The sequence below is a fragment of the Arthrobacter sp. KUASC02 genome, assembly GCF_059739395.1.
The window spans coordinates 1,689,858-1,703,773 of the sequence record NZ_AP046053.1 but is presented as its reverse complement, the minus strand read 5'-3'; the positions used below and the strand labels follow the sequence as shown (position 1 = coordinate 1,703,773).

The following is a 13,916-nucleotide window of genomic DNA, read 5'->3' as shown; positions in this document are numbered from 1 at the left end:
AGCAGGTGTCGTTTTGAGCCTCCAAAACGACACCTGCTGCTACCTACTTGGGATTTTCGGGTCAACTCACGGACGCACGACGGCGGTTCCGGTCGCCTGCTCTTCGATCCTCGCCAGGACCTCGGGCGAGGTCAGGTTCTCGCCCAGCAGGTTGGGCTTGCCGGTGCCGTGGTAGTCGGAGGAGCCCGTGATCAGCAGGCCATGTTCCTCGGCGAGCGTCCGGAGGTAGGCCCGGCCGTCTTCCGGGTTGTCGCGGTGCTCGATCTCCAGTCCGGCCAGTCCGGCGTCGATCATTTCCAGGTACGTGCGCCTGCCCACCACACGGCCGCGTGCGGACGCCACCGGGTGGGCAAACACCGGCACGCCGCCCGCCGCCCGGACCAGGGCCACGGCGACGGCCGGATGCGGGGCGTAGTGCTGGACGTAGTACCGGGAATGGGAGGTCAGGATCGAGGCGAAGGCTTCGGTCCGGTCTGCGACCACTCCGGCGGCCACCAGGGCGTCGGCAATGTGCGGCCGGCCGAGCGTAGCGCCGGGTGCTACGTGGTGGATGACGTCGTCCCAGGTCAGCGGGTAGTCCTCGGCCAGGAGGGTGACCATGCGTTCGGCCCGGGTGAGGCGCGCGTCCTTGGCCTTGGTGATTTCCTCCAGCAGGCCCGGGTGCGACGGATCATGGAGATAACTGAGGAGATGGACGCTGATCCCTTCGTCGGTCCGGCACGAGACTTCCATGCCCGGCACGAGCGCAATCCCTTCGGCCCGGGCCGCGAGCGAGGCCTCGGCCCAGCCGTCGGTGGAATCGTGGTCGGTCAGGGCCACCACGTCCAGGCCCGCCGCTGCGGCGGACGCCATCACCGTTGCGGGCGGCTCCGTGCCGTCGGAAACGTTCGAGTGCGCATGCAGATCAATCCTCACTTGCCCAGCCTAGTAGATGCCCGCCGCGGGTGGCCGGTGCAGTACCGGCCGGTGGCGGGCGCAGTGCTCGGTGGCCCCGGCCACGCCGCTGGTGAGACGATGGGACGGTGAACGATGCAGACAACACCTACAACGGTGAAACGACAGCTACCCAGCCCCTCGAAGAGCGCGTCAACAACCGCTCGCAGCGGCCCAGTTCCGACGCCTTCAAGGCCTTTATGGCCAGCAACTGGGCGCCCTCGGCACAAGAGCTCCCCGATCGGGATGCCGTGGCCGACCACGCCGCCGCCCGGCGTCGCGCCATTTCGGGCCTGTTCAAAGGCGAACGCCTGGTGGTCCCCGCCGGGCCGCTGAAGGTCCGCTCCAATGACTGCGACTACCGCTTCCGGCCGCACTCCGGCTTCGCGCACCTGACCGGCCTGGGCCTGGACCATGAGCCCGATGCCGTGCTGATCCTGGAACCTGTTGAAGAAGGAAAGGGCGACGACGGCGGGAACCACCGCGCCACGCTGTACTTCCGGCCCCTGGCCGGCCGGGACACCGAACAGTTCTATGCAGACTCCCGCTCTGGCGAATTCTGGATCGGCGCCCGCCCCACGCTCGCTGAGTTCGAGCGGAGGCTGGGCCTCGCCACGGCCCACATCGACCAGCTCGAACTCGCCATCACCAAGAACGTGGGCGCCCCCGAAATCGGCGGCATTTCCATCCGCCTGGTGCGCAAAGTGGACGAGAACATCGACGCCCTCGTGGACACGGCCCGCTACAACACGGCCAAGGACCCGGACAACCTGGACCTGGGCGTGCTGGATGCCCTCGATGAGAAGCTCACGGAAGCCCTCTCCGAGCTCCGGCTGCTCAAGGACTCCTGGGAAATCGAGCAGATGAAGATTGCGGTGGCGGCCACGGTGGAAGGTTTTGCCGAGGTGGTCAAGGCGCTGCCCCGCGCACTGACGCACCAGCGCGGCGAACGGGTCGTCGAAGGCGCTTTCTTCGCCCGTGCCCGGGAAGAGGGCAACGAGCTCGGCTATGACACCATCGCCGCTTCGGGCAACAACGCCACCGTCCTGCACTGGACGCGGAACACGGGCAAAGTCAACGCCGGCGAACTGCTGCTGCTGGATGCAGGCGTTGAGGCTGATTCCCTCTACACCGCCGACGTCACCCGCACCCTGCCCGCCAACGGCACGTTCAGCGACATCCAGCGGAAGGTCTACGAAGCCGTCCTGGACGCAGCGGATGCCGGCTTCGCCGCAGCCCGGCCCGGGACCAAGTTCCGCGACATCCACACGGCCGCCACCACCGTACTGGCCGAACGGCTTGCCGAATGGGGCCTGCTGCCCGTGTCCGTCGAGGAGGCCATCAGCCCCGAGGGCCAGCAGCACCGCCGCTGGATGCCGCACGGCACCAGCCACCACCTGGGCCTCGACGTGCATGACTGCGCCCAGGCCAAGCGGGAGCTCTACCTGGACGGCGTCCTCACGCCGGGAATGGTGTTCACCATCGAACCCGGCCTGTACTTCAAGAACGAGGATCTCGCGATTCCCGCGGAGTACCGCGGCATCGGCGTCCGGATCGAGGACGACATCCTGATGACGGCAGACGGACCGGTCAACCTCAGCGCGGCGCTCCCCCGCAAGGCCGACGACGTCGAGTCCTGGATGGCGGGCATCTACCAGGAAGCCGACCACGCGTAGCCCCATGAAGCCGTAAGCCGGAGACACAAAGGCCTCCGTCCGGATCGTCCGGACGGAGGCCTTTGGCTTTTCCGCGCTAGTGCTGAGTGTCGCCCTCAGCCGGCTCGTGCTTGGCGCCGCCCTCACGCTGGGGCGCGTCGGTCACGCGCACCCCGTACTGCGGCCGGCCGTCAGGGAGGTCCGGGTAACGCACCGCGGCCGGCGGCGCGGCCCGGTGCTGGGGATGTTCTTCGGAAGGGGCCTGCGGCCCCTGGGCTGCCGCTCCGGCGGCCGCATGGGCGCCCGCGGCCGGCTGGTTCCCAGCCTCCGGGGTCCTCTGGCCGTAGGGGTCGTTCCAGCCTGCGGGCCGCTGGGGCCCCTGCTGCGGACCGTGCTGGTGCCCGGGCTGCTGGAACGGCTGGTTCTGATAGCCCCCCTGGCCGTAGGAAGCAGACCCGGCAGACGCGTCCGAGGTGGTCATGGGCAGCTGCTGCAGCATGCGCCGGGCCTCATGGGAAGCCTCAAAGGCCACCACGACGTCATAGTTGGTCGCCACCACCTGGCTCGTGGACGTGAAGTCACGCTTCCCGCGCTGCGTCGCGTACGTAACAATGCCGAAGAGCATAAAGAACGCCGCGCCCATGAGCACTGAAGTCACAATCGAGAAATAGCCGCCGGTCGGCGAGAAGAAGGACAGCATGACGCCGACGAACAAGCCGAACCACATGCCGCTCAGCGCGCCCGACAACGCGACCCGGGGGTAGCTGAGCCGCCCGGTAACGCGCTCCACCATTTTCAGGTCGTTGCCCACGATGGAAACCAGCTGGACGGGGAACTGCTGGTCCGCGAGGTAGTCCACCGCCTTCTGGGCGTCCAAGTAGGAGGTGTACGAACCGACGGTGTCCCCGGCCGGAACCGTGCGGAATTCATCCGGCCCGTTCGGGACACCGGCCTTGGGAGCACCAAAAATGTTTGACATACCTCCATTCTTGCCCATCCGGCTGTGTGCAAGCTGAAATTCAGCTAAAAGAGAGCAGACTCGGTAGCCTGTACAAGTGAGCACAAATCTTTCGCGGGTGTTTGTTGCGCGCCTTCTCGGACTGGATGTCTTCGACCCCCTGGGCGACCGGCTGGGCAGGCTGCGCGATGTCGTTGTGCTCTCCCGCGGCACCAGAGGCGCTCCCCACGTGGTGGGCATCGTGGTGGAAGTACCCGGCAAGAAGCGGGTGTTCGTCCCCATGACCAGGATTACCTCAATCGACCAGACCCAGGTCATCTGCACCGGCCTGGTGAACCTGCGCCGCTTCGAACAGCGCGGCGCCGAAACGCTGGTGGTGGCCGAAATGTTCGACCGCCGCGTCACCCTGGCGGACGGCAGCGGCGACGCCACCATCGAGGACATCGCCATGGACCGGCACCGTTCCGGCGACTGGTTCGTCAGCAAACTGTTCGTGCGCCGCGGACACTCCCTCTCGCCGCTGAGCCGGCTCCGCCGCAACGAGACCATGATCATCGACTGGGCGGATGCCCTGCAGGGCGCCAGGACGGAGCCCCAGGCCGCCACCCAGTTCGTGGCCACGCATGAGGACCTGAAACCGGCCGACTTCGCCGAAGCGCTGCAGGAAATGAGCGACAAGCGCCGCTTCGAAGTGGCCAGCGAACTGCAGGATGAACGGCTCGCCGACGTCCTGCAGGAGATGCCCGAAGGCGACCAGGTGGAAATCCTGTCCGCCCTCGACGTCAACCGCGCCGCCGACGTCCTCGAAGAGATGGACCCGGACGACGCCGCCGACCTCCTCGCCGAACTCCCGTCGGCCCAGGCCGAGGAACTGCTCCAGCTCATGGAACCCGAAGGGGCCGAGGACGTCCGGCGGCTCCTGGAATACGACGAGGACACCGCCGGCGGACTCATGACGCCTGTCCCGGTGATCCTCCCTCCCGAAGCCACGGTGGCCGAAGCCCTCGCCCACGTCCGGCGGGAGGAGCTCTCACCTGCCCTCGCGTCGTCGATCTTCATTGCCCGTCCGCCGCTGGAAACGCCCACGGGGCGGTTCCTCGGTGTGGTCCACATCCAGCAGCTCCTTCGCTACCCGCCGCCCGAGCCGCTCGGAAACCTGGTGGACAAGAACCTGGAGCCTGTCTCGGACCAGGCGCACATCAGCGAGGTGGCCCGCACCCTGGCCACCTACAACCTGAACTCACTCCCCGTCGTCAACAGCGACGGCCGGCTTGTCGGGGCGGTGACTGTTGACGATGTGCTGGACCATCTGCTCCCGGATGACTGGCGGGCCCACGATGATGACGCCCCGATAAGGAAACTTGGAGGCCGCATTGGCTGATCTCAGCTCACCGAGGAACCCCGGACACCGTCCCGGAGCCAAGATCACCGCCGGCCTTGACACGCCGCTGAGCGGACGCCAGCGGATCCTGCCCAAGTTCTCTCCCAATCCGGACGCCTTCGGCCACGCCACGGAAGGCTTCGCCCGCTTTATGGGCACGCCGCAGTTCCTCGTCTACATGACCATTTTCGTCGTGGTGTGGCTGGCCTGGAACACCTGGGCGCCCCTGACGTGGCAGTTCGACTCCCGGGAGCTCGGCTTCACCCTGCTGACCCTGATGCTGTCGCTCCAGGCCTCCTACGCGGCTCCGTTGCTGCTGCTAGCCCAGAACCGGCAGGATGACCGCGACCGCGTGTCGCTGCAACAGGACCGCCAGCGCGCGGAACGCAACCTGTCCGACACCGAGTACCTCACCAGGGAACTGGCGTCGCTGCGCATCGCACTGCGCGAAGTTGCCACCCGCGACTACGTCCGCGCCGAACTTCGCAGCCTCCTGGAGGACATGCTGGAGGCACAGGAGGAACTCCGCACGCACGATCCCTCCGGGGCGGGCAGCCACGAATCCCCCAAGGACAAAGTCAAGGAGAAACTGAAGGAGCGGCGCGACAAGCAGCGCAACCCCCGCACCCAGCAGATCCCCCGGGTCAAGCCGGACAAGCCCGGCAACCCCGCGCACCTCAACACCCCCGAAAGCTGAGCACTGACCGCATGAGCACCCCCCTGGCCCAGGCAGTGGACGCTGCACTGGCCACAGTCATCGACCCCGAACTGCGCCGCCCCATCACCGAACTTGGCATGGTGGACTCGGTGGAGATCGACGACGACGGCCGGGTCCGGCTCGTCGTGCTGCTCACCATTTCCGGGTGTCCGCTGCGCGGCACCATCACCGCGGACTCCGAAGCCGCGCTGTCTGCGGTCCCCGGCGTGACGGGGGTCGACGTCGAGCTCAAAGTCATGACGCAGGAACAGCGGGACGCGCTGAAGGAAAAGCTCCGCGGACCGGGCGGCCAGCGCGGTATCCCGTTCAACCAGCCCGGGTCCCTCACGAAAGTGTTTGCAGTGGCCAGCGGCAAGGGCGGAGTGGGCAAGTCCTCCGTCACGGTGAATCTCGCCTGCGCCATGGCTGCCCAGGGGCTGCGCGTCGGCATCATCGACGCCGACGTGTACGGGTTCTCGGTACCTGCCCTGATGGGCATTGACCAGGCCCCCACCCGCGTGGACGACATGATCCTGCCGCCGGTCGCGTACGGGGTGAAGGTCATTTCCATCGGCATGTTCGTCAAGGGCAACCAGCCGGTGGCCTGGCGCGGGCCGATGCTCCATCGCGCCCTTGAACAGTTCCTCACCGACGTCTACTTCGGCGACCTGGACGCGCTGTTCCTCGACCTGCCTCCGGGCACCGGGGACATCGCCATCTCCGTGGCGCAGCTGCTTCCCAAGGCCCAGATCCTGGTGGTGACCACACCGCAGGCCGCAGCCGCCGACGTCGCCGAACGGGCAGGTGCCATAGCCACACAGACGGGCCAGTCCGTGGCCGGGATTGTGGAGAACATGTCCTACCTGGAAATGCCCGACGGCGGCAGGATGGAACTGTTTGGCAGCGGCGGCGGCGCTGTCCTCGCCGAGCGCCTGAGCGCGACTGTCGGCACTGATGTGCCGCTGTTGGGCCAGATTCCGCTGGACATCCTGTTGCGCGAAGGTGGCGACGCCGGCGAACCGATCGTGCTGGGACGGCCCGAGACCCCGGCGGCCAGGGCGCTGACGGGAATCGCGGACAAGCTGGCGGCAAAGCCGCGGGGCCTGACGGGGATGAAGCTGGGCCTCCAGCCCAGGTGATGGAGCCTGTGCCCCGTGATTAGACGTGTCTAACCCGGTGATGGAGCCCGCTGATTGAGCCTGTCGAAATCCCGGCTCAGGTAGCCTCGGAGTCGAACGGGGCAGGCTCACCCTCGGGCAGCCGTTCGATGACGCGCGCCGGCCGCTCTTCCGCGTAGGATGCCGCGGAGGCGGAGGCAACTGCCGCGACCGCAGCCGGCGCCCCGGCACTGACAGGCTTGGTGTCGTCGTCGAGCAGGGCTTCCTTGATGATCCGGCGGGGATCGTACTGGCGGGGGTCGTATTTCTTCCAGTCGACCTCGTCGATGTCGATGCCGACTTCGTCCTTGATCTGCTCCCGGGCGCCGGACGCCATCCGGCGGACTTCCTTGACCAGGTTCGCCAGTTTCTGGGTGTATTCGGGCAGCCGGCTGGGGCCGATCACCAGGACCCCGATGATCAGCAGAAGAAGAAACTCCGGACCGTTGATTCCAAACACCTTAGGAAGATTACCCTCTCCGGCACAGTGGTGACGATTCTGACGCGGGCCGCACAGCGAAGGCCGCTCCGGGTGGACGGCTCATGGGGTAAAAAGCTCCACGATGCGCCCGAGACCGCGCTGCAGCCTGGCGGGCAGGCCTTCCGCGGCGGGCACGCTTTCCGTGCCGGGCACGGCGCTGCCGGCCGTTCCGGACGCGGGGACCCCGGGGCTGCGCACTGGGGTGGTGGAACCCGAGCGAACCAGTTCTGCCACGCCGTCATCGGCGGAGTCAGCAGGAAGATCCGAGATGTAGGTGAAGGTCACGCCCGGAGCCTGGTAAATGGCCCGCCACGGGGCAGAAGCATTGATCCACACCGCTCCGCCTGCGGCATTGCCGGCAGCAGCGCCCCCAGGCGCACGCACGAACCCGTCGGCCTCGGCAGGACGGCCTGTCAGGATGTTCGTGGGTGATGACCGCGGCACGGCGGGTTGTGCGCCGTCAGCGGGCACTGGCTGCGAGTGCTGTTCGAGGACGGTGGCAAAGTGCGTGCCGTCAGTGAGCCGCATTTCCAGGACTGCCTGTCCCGCGACGGTTTCGTGCCGCGCCCAAAGCACGTGGAACCCCATGTCGCGAAGCTCCGGGCACGACCACCCCTGCGTGCGGAGTCCCTCAAGGTCTGTGGACGTCAGCATGCCGTCGGACCCGGGGGACGCGCTGCCGGCCGGCGGTTGAAGTCCGAAAGCTGCCTCGTGCTGCTGGGACCACGTGGCAGGGGTGCCGTCGGCGACGGGGCGGGGGTCACCGGCCAGGAAGTACGCAGCGCCGGTGACCACCCCGGCCGCGGCCAGGGCCCCGCCCGCTGCGATGCCCAGCGCGCGGAGCGCCGGGAACCCCGCGGGCGAACGTCGGTGCCCGGCATGGCCGGCGGCTGAACCGGCCGGCACGGACGCAAGCTGCTGCGTCCTGGCCAACAGCCTGGCTGTGAAGTCCTCGCTCGCGGCCGGGATGGACGCGCTGCGCAGGCGCTCAAGATACTGGCGCTCACGCCACTGGATCGACGTACATTCCGGGCAGGATTCTATGTGCTTTGAGCTGCGGCCGCGCTTACCTCGCGGCAGGAGTCCGCGCGTACAGTTGCCTCCAAGGCCACGCAGCAGTTTTCTCAGCTGACCCATGGAGCCGATCAGAGGATGCCGGCGATGCGCGGCAGCTTGAGCCGCGGCTTGAGGGACTGGCGGGTGCGGGGATCACGGTGGGCCAGCTTTTCGCGGAGCATGGTCCGGCCGCGGTGGATACGGGACCGCACGGTTCCGAGCTTGACTCCCAGCGCCTCGGCCACCTCGTCGTAGGACAGGCCCTCAAGGTCACAAAGCACGACGGCGGCCCGGAAGTCCGGCGGCAGTTCTTCAAGGGCGGCCTGCACGTCGAGGTCCAGGTTGTTGAATTCGAAGCTCTGTTCCGGACCGGGCTCGCGGCCTGGCAGCCGCGATTCGGCGTCATCAGCGAGGGCGTCGAAGCGGATGCGGCTCTTGCGCCGCGCCTGGTCAAGGAAGAGGTTCGTGGTGATGCGGTGCAGCCAGCCGTCGAGCGTGCCGGGCTTGAAGTTCTCCAGCGACCGGAACACCCGGACGAACACCTCCTGGGTGAGGTCCTCGGCGTCGTACTTATTGCCGGTCAAACGGTAGGCAAGGCGGTAGACCTTGGCGGAGTGGTTCGTGACCACTTCCTCCCAGGTTGGCCTGACCCATTCGGCGTCCGGCCGGGCCACTGAATCTTCAATTGCCGGGACAGGTGCCACAACTGATGCTGACATCGTCCACTCCCCTCGTGGATGGAACTAACGCCTGGATGGTGCTGACACCAGTGCTTCGGCGCCGATCACCTCCTGGATGAGCGGATTTCCATCATTTCAAAGTTGGCTGGGAATTTCCTGACTATTGCAGGGCTTCAGCCTTGGGCGGAACCACCCGCGCCACCGGCCGGCCCGAAAAGGGTGGTTCCCGTCACATCGGCGGAAAGCCACAGCCTGCCGCACCGCCACCTCCGGGCCCGGCACCGCCTGACACAGTACGCTGATAGGAACAATCCCCTGCCGCCCAGAAAGCGAATCCTCATGAGCGCCGATAAGTCCACGAGCTGGTCCTATGCAGAAGATCTGCCTGCCGAGGACGAAGTACTGCTGCATGCTCGGGAGCGTTCCTTTGAGCTGGGCGTGACTCCGGTGGGACCGGGCGTGGGAGCGGTTCTCACCGTATTGGCGGCAGCCTCCAAGGCGCAGACAGCAGTGGAAATCGGAACCGGGGCGGGCGTCTCCGGTGTATGCCTGCTTCGCGGACTCGGCCCCCAGGCGGTGCTGACCACCATTGATGTGGATGTTGAACACCTCAGGGCGGCGCGGGAGGCATTCCAGGAAGCAGGAAGCCCTGCCAACCGCACCCGCACAATTTCCGGCCGCGCCGGCGACGTCCTGCCCCGGCTGACCGACAGCGCCTACGACCTGGTGTTCGTCGATGCGGACAAGCCGGGCATCCCCGGGTACGTCGAGCAAGCCATCCGGCTGCTGAAGCGCGGCGGGCTGCTGATCATCAACGACGCCCTGGACAAGGACCGGGTGGCCAACCCGGCTGCCCGCGATTCCACCACGGCGGTGCTGCGCCAGGTGGGCAAGTCCATCCGCGACGACGACCGCCTGGCTTCGGCAATGCTGCCCACCGGCGACGGACTGCTGGTAGCGGTTAAAAAATAAGGCGGGGCCCGCAGCCTTACGGCCGCGGACCCCGCCCCAGCAAATCTATTCGGTAACGCCGACGAGGCATTCCTTAAGGTTTGCCGCCTCCGCCGCGTTGAGTTCGACCACAAGCCGCCCCCCGCCTTCGAGCGGCACACGCATAATCAAGCTGCGGCCCTCTTTGGTTACTTCCATAGGGCCGTCGCCGGTGCGTGGTTTCATAGCCGCCATGAGGAAAATCCCCTCCAATAGTCCCAGGACCTACCAGCCCGGGCGGGCTGTGGCCGCGTCGTCAATCAAGCCCCCATGGCGGCCTACCAGCTACCGCCATGGCTGAACAGTGCTGAATGCAATTTGTTCATGCTTAACCCCTATTATCCTGTAATTACCCGCCTGTAGCTAATTGATGGATTTTCTTCATCGCTTGGAAAATTGCGGCCGGCTGTGCCGTGCGTCATAGCACCCGTGCCCGGCCCAATGCCCGCTGACGGCCGCCTCACGGCGGATAGTCTCCCCCGCCTGGCAGTTCGGCCCAGGCCCACAGCCAGACGATCCAGACAATCTGGAGCAGCACGAACATGGTGACCACCGTCCCCCGGTAGGCCCGGGATCGGGATAGCAGTGCTGCGCCCAGGGCCAGCGGAAACAGCGGCAGCAGCATGCGGAAGGTGCTGGTCTGCGGGTGCAGGAACACGAGCAGGTAGCCCATGTAGCAGACGCACCAGAGCCGCAGCTCAGCCCCCAGCGCCACCACGGGCGGGGACGTCATGGCAAGCCCGAAGACGGCAACAAAGACAAAGGGAGCCAGCACCCCCAGCACCGGGCCAAAAAGCTGGATGCCCGTGTCGAACCAGGGCTTGAACGGCACAAGGTCGTGGCCGCGCCAGACGGTCTCCGTTTTGGTATAGGCAGCGGGATCGCCGGTCACTGCCCAGGCGACGGCGGGCCAGATCAGGGCGCTTATCCCGCTGACTGCGGCCAGGGCCGCCAACGCAACGAGGTCCCGGGCACTGTGCCGTGCCGCCTGGCTGCCCGGGGCGGCAGGACGGTTCCGCAGCCACAGCCGGTATGCGAGCAGCCCGCACACCATCGCCGCGAACGGAACCCCCGTTGGCCTGGACAGACACATGAGGACCACCACCGGCATTGCCCACAGATACCGCCGTTGCATCACCAGGAGCAGTGCCGACGCCAGCAGCAGGAGGTTCAGCGATTCGGCATACGGAACCTGGAGCACGGCAGCGACGGGGAAGGTGGAAAAAAAGACCACGGCCCACATGGCCGTGCGGTGGCCGGCTTTCTGCCGGAAAAGGCAGTACACCGCCAGGGCGGCCCCCAGCCCGGAAGCCATTGCAATGAACGTGAGGGCCAGTGCGGGGTCCATCCCGGTCATGGCCGACAACGCCCGCCCCAGCATCGGAAACAGCCCATAGAAGGCCCAGGCGTTCTCCTGGACGTTTCCGCTTTCGTCCACGGGCAGCTGGCTTGGATATCCGCTCCGGAGCACCTCGCCGTACCAGCGGGCATCCCAGATATTAATGAAGTTCCAGTAGTCGGGTTTCGCGGGTAACCACGGGTTGGCGCCCTGATGCAGGGCGGCCGCCATGAAGATGCAGGCACTGACGGCCCGCGCCGCAACGTAGACGCCTGCCACCTGCGCCCACCACGGCCAGGTGCTGGCGCGGGCGGCAGCGGACGCAACTTTGGTTCGCACCAGGCCGTTCAGTCCCGGGTTTCGGTCCTGCCCCACGCGGCCGCTGGAAGTGCCCGCTCTGCTCAAGGCCCGCTCTCCCCCGGCTGCGCCGGCGCGCGAAGTTCCGCCCGCAACCGCTCAATTTCACGGTCCTTCGCGGCCAGCTGGTCACGGAGTTCATCCAGCACCTGATCGACCTGGTCCATGCGGTAGCCCCGCAGGCCCAAAGCAAACCGGATCCGGTCGACGTCGGCCGGTGCAGCGTCGGCAGGGAGCAGCACCGGCGGCAGCGAGGCCACCGGCTCGTCGAATCCGTCCAGCAGCGCAGGGCCTCCGGAATGCCGGCGCCGGAAGATGCCGGACGTAAAATCTGCTCCGAAGAAGAGCGCGGCGCCGATCAGTGCGATGGCGAGGAATATCAGGAAGAAACTCACAGGATCCATCGTGCCAGACGCCGGCCCGGCCGCTATTCCGGCCGCTGGTTACCGTTCGGCCCGCCAGTGCCGTTGGCTGCACTGGTTTCCGGCGACGGACGGATGGCACCGTGGATGACGAGGTCCACCGCGTGCGCCGGCTCATCGGCAACCTGGATGAGGCCGAGGTCCTTCTCGGAGATCATCCCGTCTTCCACCAGGGTGCCCCTGATCCAGTCGAGCATGGGCCCCCAGAAAGCGGTGCCCAGCAGGACGATGGGGAAGGACGTGACCTTCTTGGTCTGCACCAGGACCATGGCTTCGAAGAGCTCGTCCAGGGTGCCCAGGCCGCCGGGGAGCACAATGAATCCCTGGGCGTATTTCACGAACATGGTTTTCCGGGCGAAGAAGTAGCGGAAGTTGATCCCGAGGTCCACCCACTGGTTGAGGCCCTGTTCGAAGGGAAGCTCGATGCCGAGACCCACGGAGACGCCGTTGCCTTGGACGGCGCCTTTGTTGGCCGCCTCCATGGAACCCGGCCCGCCGCCGGTAATTACGGCCACGCCGGCTTCGGCCAGTTTGCGGCCCACTTCAACGCCCAGTTCGTAGTAGACGGAGCCCGGCTTGGTGCGTGCGGAGCCGAACACGCTGACGGCGGGCCCGAGGTCCGCCAGTGCACCGAAGCCTTCCACGAACTCACTCTGGATTCTGAGCACCCGCCACGGGTCAGTGTGGACGAACTGGCCGGGCCCCTTCGTGTCCAGCAGGTGCTGGTCCGACATCTCCACTGCCGCCTGCTTTCGACGCAGCTCCAGCGGACCCTTGTGACGGGTGGCAATGGGAGGTACTGGAGTTGGCGAAGGGTGCGGATCGGTACTCATCCACCAAGGCTAGCGCGGTTCTCCAAGCCCGACTGTCCGGCGCGTCCGATCCAGTTGCAGAGGGCAACCGGGGCGCTGACCTGCAGGTATCTCTTGAATCACGATCTGCAGGAAGTTGGAGTGATTGCCGTCATATCCCGCTAATGTTCGCTAGATTCTCTCTTATGACTACTCAAGTGCCCGGCGAAGCTCTCGTCTCCCTGAAAGCCGTGAATAAGCACTACGGCCAGCTGCACGTACTGAAGGACATCAACCTGAACGTCCGCAAGGGCGAAGTTGTTGTGGTCATCGGACCCTCCGGTTCCGGTAAGTCCACACTCTGCCGGGCCATCAACCGCCTGGAGACCATCGACGACGGCAAGATTGCCATCGACGGCAAGGAGCTCCCGGAGGAAGGCAAGGAACTCGCCAAACTGCGTGCCGACGTCGGCATGGTGTTCCAGTCCTTTAACCTCTTCGCTCACAAAACCATCCTGGAAAACGTCACCCTGGGGCCCATCAAGGTCAAAGGTGTGCCCAAGGCGCAGGCGGACAAGGACGCCATGGCGCTCCTGGAGCGTGTCGGTGTGGGACACCAGGCACCCAAGCTCCCGGCGCAGCTTTCCGGCGGCCAGCAGCAGCGCGTGGCGATTGCCCGGGCCCTTGCCATGAAGCCGAAAGTCATGCTCTTCGATGAGCCCACGTCCGCGCTTGACCCGGAAATGATCAATGAAGTCCTTGACGTCATGATCCAGCTGGCCAAGGAAGGCATGACCATGATCGTGGTCACCCACGAGATGGGCTTTGCCCGCAAGGCCGCCGACCGCGTGGTGTTCATGGCCGACGGCCAGATCGTCGAGGACGCGACGCCTGAGGAGTTCTTCACGAACCCGCAGAGCAACCGCGCCAAGGACTTCCTCTCCAAGCTCCTCACTCACTGATTCCCCGAGACCGCACCTACTCAGTTCGCACCCAGGCCACCACAGTGGCCGCCAATG

15 protein-coding genes are annotated in these 13,916 nt (G+C 66.4%); 6 read left to right on the top strand and 9 right to left on the bottom strand.

Annotated features, from left to right (window positions below):
- Nucleotides 1-66 precede the first annotated feature (66 nt).
- A complete protein-coding gene (locus tag AC6JAC_RS07820) occupies nucleotides 67-915 on the bottom strand; it encodes a PHP domain-containing protein (protein ID WP_028269420.1) in 849 nt (282 codons plus the stop codon).
- Nucleotides 916-1,022: 107 nt separating this feature from the next.
- Between AC6JAC_RS07820 and AC6JAC_RS07815 the strand changes: the two genes are divergently transcribed.
- Nucleotides 1,023-2,609 (top strand): aminopeptidase P family protein, encoded by a 1,587-nt coding sequence (locus tag AC6JAC_RS07815; RefSeq protein WP_497964186.1) that lies wholly within the window; start codon nucleotides 1,023-1,025, stop codon nucleotides 2,607-2,609.
- Nucleotides 2,610-2,685: 76 nt separating this feature from the next.
- On the opposite strand, the gene AC6JAC_RS07810 is transcribed toward AC6JAC_RS07815, so the two are convergent.
- A complete protein-coding gene (locus AC6JAC_RS07810; RefSeq protein WP_497964184.1) occupies nucleotides 2,686-3,567 on the bottom strand; it encodes a YflT domain-containing protein in 882 nt (293 codons plus the stop codon).
- Nucleotides 3,568-3,643: 76 nt separating this feature from the next.
- On the opposite strand from AC6JAC_RS07810, the gene AC6JAC_RS07805 reads away from it, so the two are divergent.
- The 3 genes from AC6JAC_RS07805 to AC6JAC_RS07795 are packed head-to-tail and all read left to right on the top strand — an operon-like array spanning nucleotide 3,644 to nucleotide 6,763.
- Entirely contained in the window at nucleotides 3,644-4,927 is a 1,284-nt protein-coding gene (locus AC6JAC_RS07805; RefSeq protein ID WP_028269423.1) for a magnesium transporter MgtE N-terminal domain-containing protein, read from the top strand.
- Nucleotides 4,908-5,624, top strand: coding sequence for a DUF1003 domain-containing protein (locus AC6JAC_RS07800; protein ID WP_028269424.1), 717 nt, complete (start codon nucleotides 4,908-4,910; stop codon nucleotides 5,622-5,624). The genes AC6JAC_RS07805 and AC6JAC_RS07800 overlap by 20 nt, the downstream gene beginning before the upstream one ends.
- Before the next feature lie 11 nt (nucleotides 5,625-5,635).
- Nucleotides 5,636-6,763, top strand: a complete 1,128-nt coding sequence (locus AC6JAC_RS07795) for an Mrp/NBP35 family ATP-binding protein (protein WP_497964181.1) — start codon at nucleotides 5,636-5,638, stop codon at nucleotides 6,761-6,763.
- A 76-nt stretch (nucleotides 6,764-6,839) separates the two neighbouring features.
- Here AC6JAC_RS07795 and AC6JAC_RS07790 read toward each other — a convergent pair whose 3' ends face one another.
- From AC6JAC_RS07790 to sigE, 3 genes are all read right to left on the bottom strand, one after another.
- Nucleotides 6,840-7,241 carry a twin-arginine translocase TatA/TatE family subunit gene (locus AC6JAC_RS07790; RefSeq protein ID WP_028269426.1) on the bottom strand — a complete coding sequence of 134 codons (402 nt, stop codon included), beginning with the start codon at nucleotides 7,239-7,241 and terminating at the stop codon, nucleotides 6,840-6,842.
- A gap of 81 nt (nucleotides 7,242-7,322) precedes the next feature.
- On the bottom strand, nucleotides 7,323-8,399 hold the full coding sequence (locus AC6JAC_RS07785; RefSeq protein WP_497964179.1) for an anti-sigma factor: 1,077 nt from the start codon (nucleotides 8,397-8,399) through the stop codon (nucleotides 7,323-7,325).
- 8 nt (nucleotides 8,400-8,407) lie between these two features.
- Nucleotides 8,408-9,037: an RNA polymerase sigma factor SigE gene (sigE, locus tag AC6JAC_RS07780; RefSeq protein WP_454698979.1), complete on the bottom strand. Its 630-nt coding sequence runs from the start codon at nucleotides 9,035-9,037 to the stop codon at nucleotides 8,408-8,410.
- Nucleotides 9,038-9,337: 300 nt separating this feature from the next.
- On the opposite strand from sigE, the gene AC6JAC_RS07775 reads away from it, so the two are divergent.
- The gene (locus AC6JAC_RS07775) at nucleotides 9,338-9,970 is read left to right on the top strand and encodes an O-methyltransferase (protein WP_028269429.1); all 633 of its coding nucleotides are present in this window, start codon (nucleotides 9,338-9,340) and stop codon (nucleotides 9,968-9,970) included.
- A 45-nt stretch (nucleotides 9,971-10,015) separates the two neighbouring features.
- Here the strand turns inward: AC6JAC_RS07775 and AC6JAC_RS07770 are convergent, their stop codons facing one another.
- From AC6JAC_RS07770 to AC6JAC_RS07755, 4 genes are all read right to left on the bottom strand, one after another.
- Nucleotides 10,016-10,183 (bottom strand): DUF3117 domain-containing protein, encoded by a 168-nt coding sequence (locus AC6JAC_RS07770; protein ID WP_009357720.1) that lies wholly within the window; start codon nucleotides 10,181-10,183, stop codon nucleotides 10,016-10,018.
- A 265-nt stretch (nucleotides 10,184-10,448) separates the two neighbouring features.
- A complete protein-coding gene (locus AC6JAC_RS07765; protein WP_497966788.1) occupies nucleotides 10,449-11,678 on the bottom strand; it encodes a putative hexosyltransferase in 1,230 nt (409 codons plus the stop codon).
- Nucleotides 11,679-11,728: 50 nt separating this feature from the next.
- The gene (locus tag AC6JAC_RS07760; RefSeq protein ID WP_028269431.1) at nucleotides 11,729-12,088 is read right to left on the bottom strand and encodes a DivIVA domain-containing protein; all 360 of its coding nucleotides are present in this window, start codon (nucleotides 12,086-12,088) and stop codon (nucleotides 11,729-11,731) included.
- 23 nt (nucleotides 12,089-12,111) lie between these two features.
- Entirely contained in the window at nucleotides 12,112-12,939 is an 828-nt protein-coding gene (locus AC6JAC_RS07755) for an LOG family protein (protein WP_497964176.1), read from the bottom strand.
- Between the two features lie 164 nt (nucleotides 12,940-13,103).
- Between AC6JAC_RS07755 and AC6JAC_RS07750 the strand changes: the two genes are divergently transcribed.
- Nucleotides 13,104-13,859, top strand: coding sequence for an amino acid ABC transporter ATP-binding protein (locus tag AC6JAC_RS07750; protein WP_028269433.1), 756 nt, complete (start codon nucleotides 13,104-13,106; stop codon nucleotides 13,857-13,859).
- The last annotated feature ends 57 nt before the right edge of the window (nucleotides 13,860-13,916 follow it).

Excerpts from the sequence above, each read along its gene's own strand:
- AC6JAC_RS07810 (WP_497964184.1), bottom strand. The coding sequence starts at position 3,567 with ATGTCAAACATTTTTGGTGCTCCCAAGGCCGGTGTCCCGAACGGGCCG.
- AC6JAC_RS07795 (WP_497964181.1), top strand. The coding sequence starts at position 5,636 with ATGAGCACCCCCCTGGCCCAGGCAGTGGACGCTGCACTGGCCACAGTC.
- AC6JAC_RS07785 (WP_497964179.1), bottom strand. The coding sequence starts at position 8,399 with ATGGGTCAGCTGAGAAAACTGCTGCGTGGCCTTGGAGGCAACTGTACG.
- sigE (WP_454698979.1), bottom strand. The coding sequence starts at position 9,037 with ATGTCAGCATCAGTTGTGGCACCTGTCCCGGCAATTGAAGATTCAGTG.
- AC6JAC_RS07775 (WP_028269429.1), top strand. The coding sequence starts at position 9,338 with ATGAGCGCCGATAAGTCCACGAGCTGGTCCTATGCAGAAGATCTGCCT.
- AC6JAC_RS07770 (WP_009357720.1), bottom strand. The coding sequence starts at position 10,183 with ATGGCGGCTATGAAACCACGCACCGGCGACGGCCCTATGGAAGTAACC.
- AC6JAC_RS07760 (WP_028269431.1), bottom strand. The coding sequence starts at position 12,088 with ATGGATCCTGTGAGTTTCTTCCTGATATTCCTCGCCATCGCACTGATC.
- AC6JAC_RS07755 (WP_497964176.1), bottom strand. The coding sequence starts at position 12,939 with ATGAGTACCGATCCGCACCCTTCGCCAACTCCAGTACCTCCCATTGCC.
- AC6JAC_RS07750 (WP_028269433.1), top strand. The coding sequence starts at position 13,104 with ATGACTACTCAAGTGCCCGGCGAAGCTCTCGTCTCCCTGAAAGCCGTG.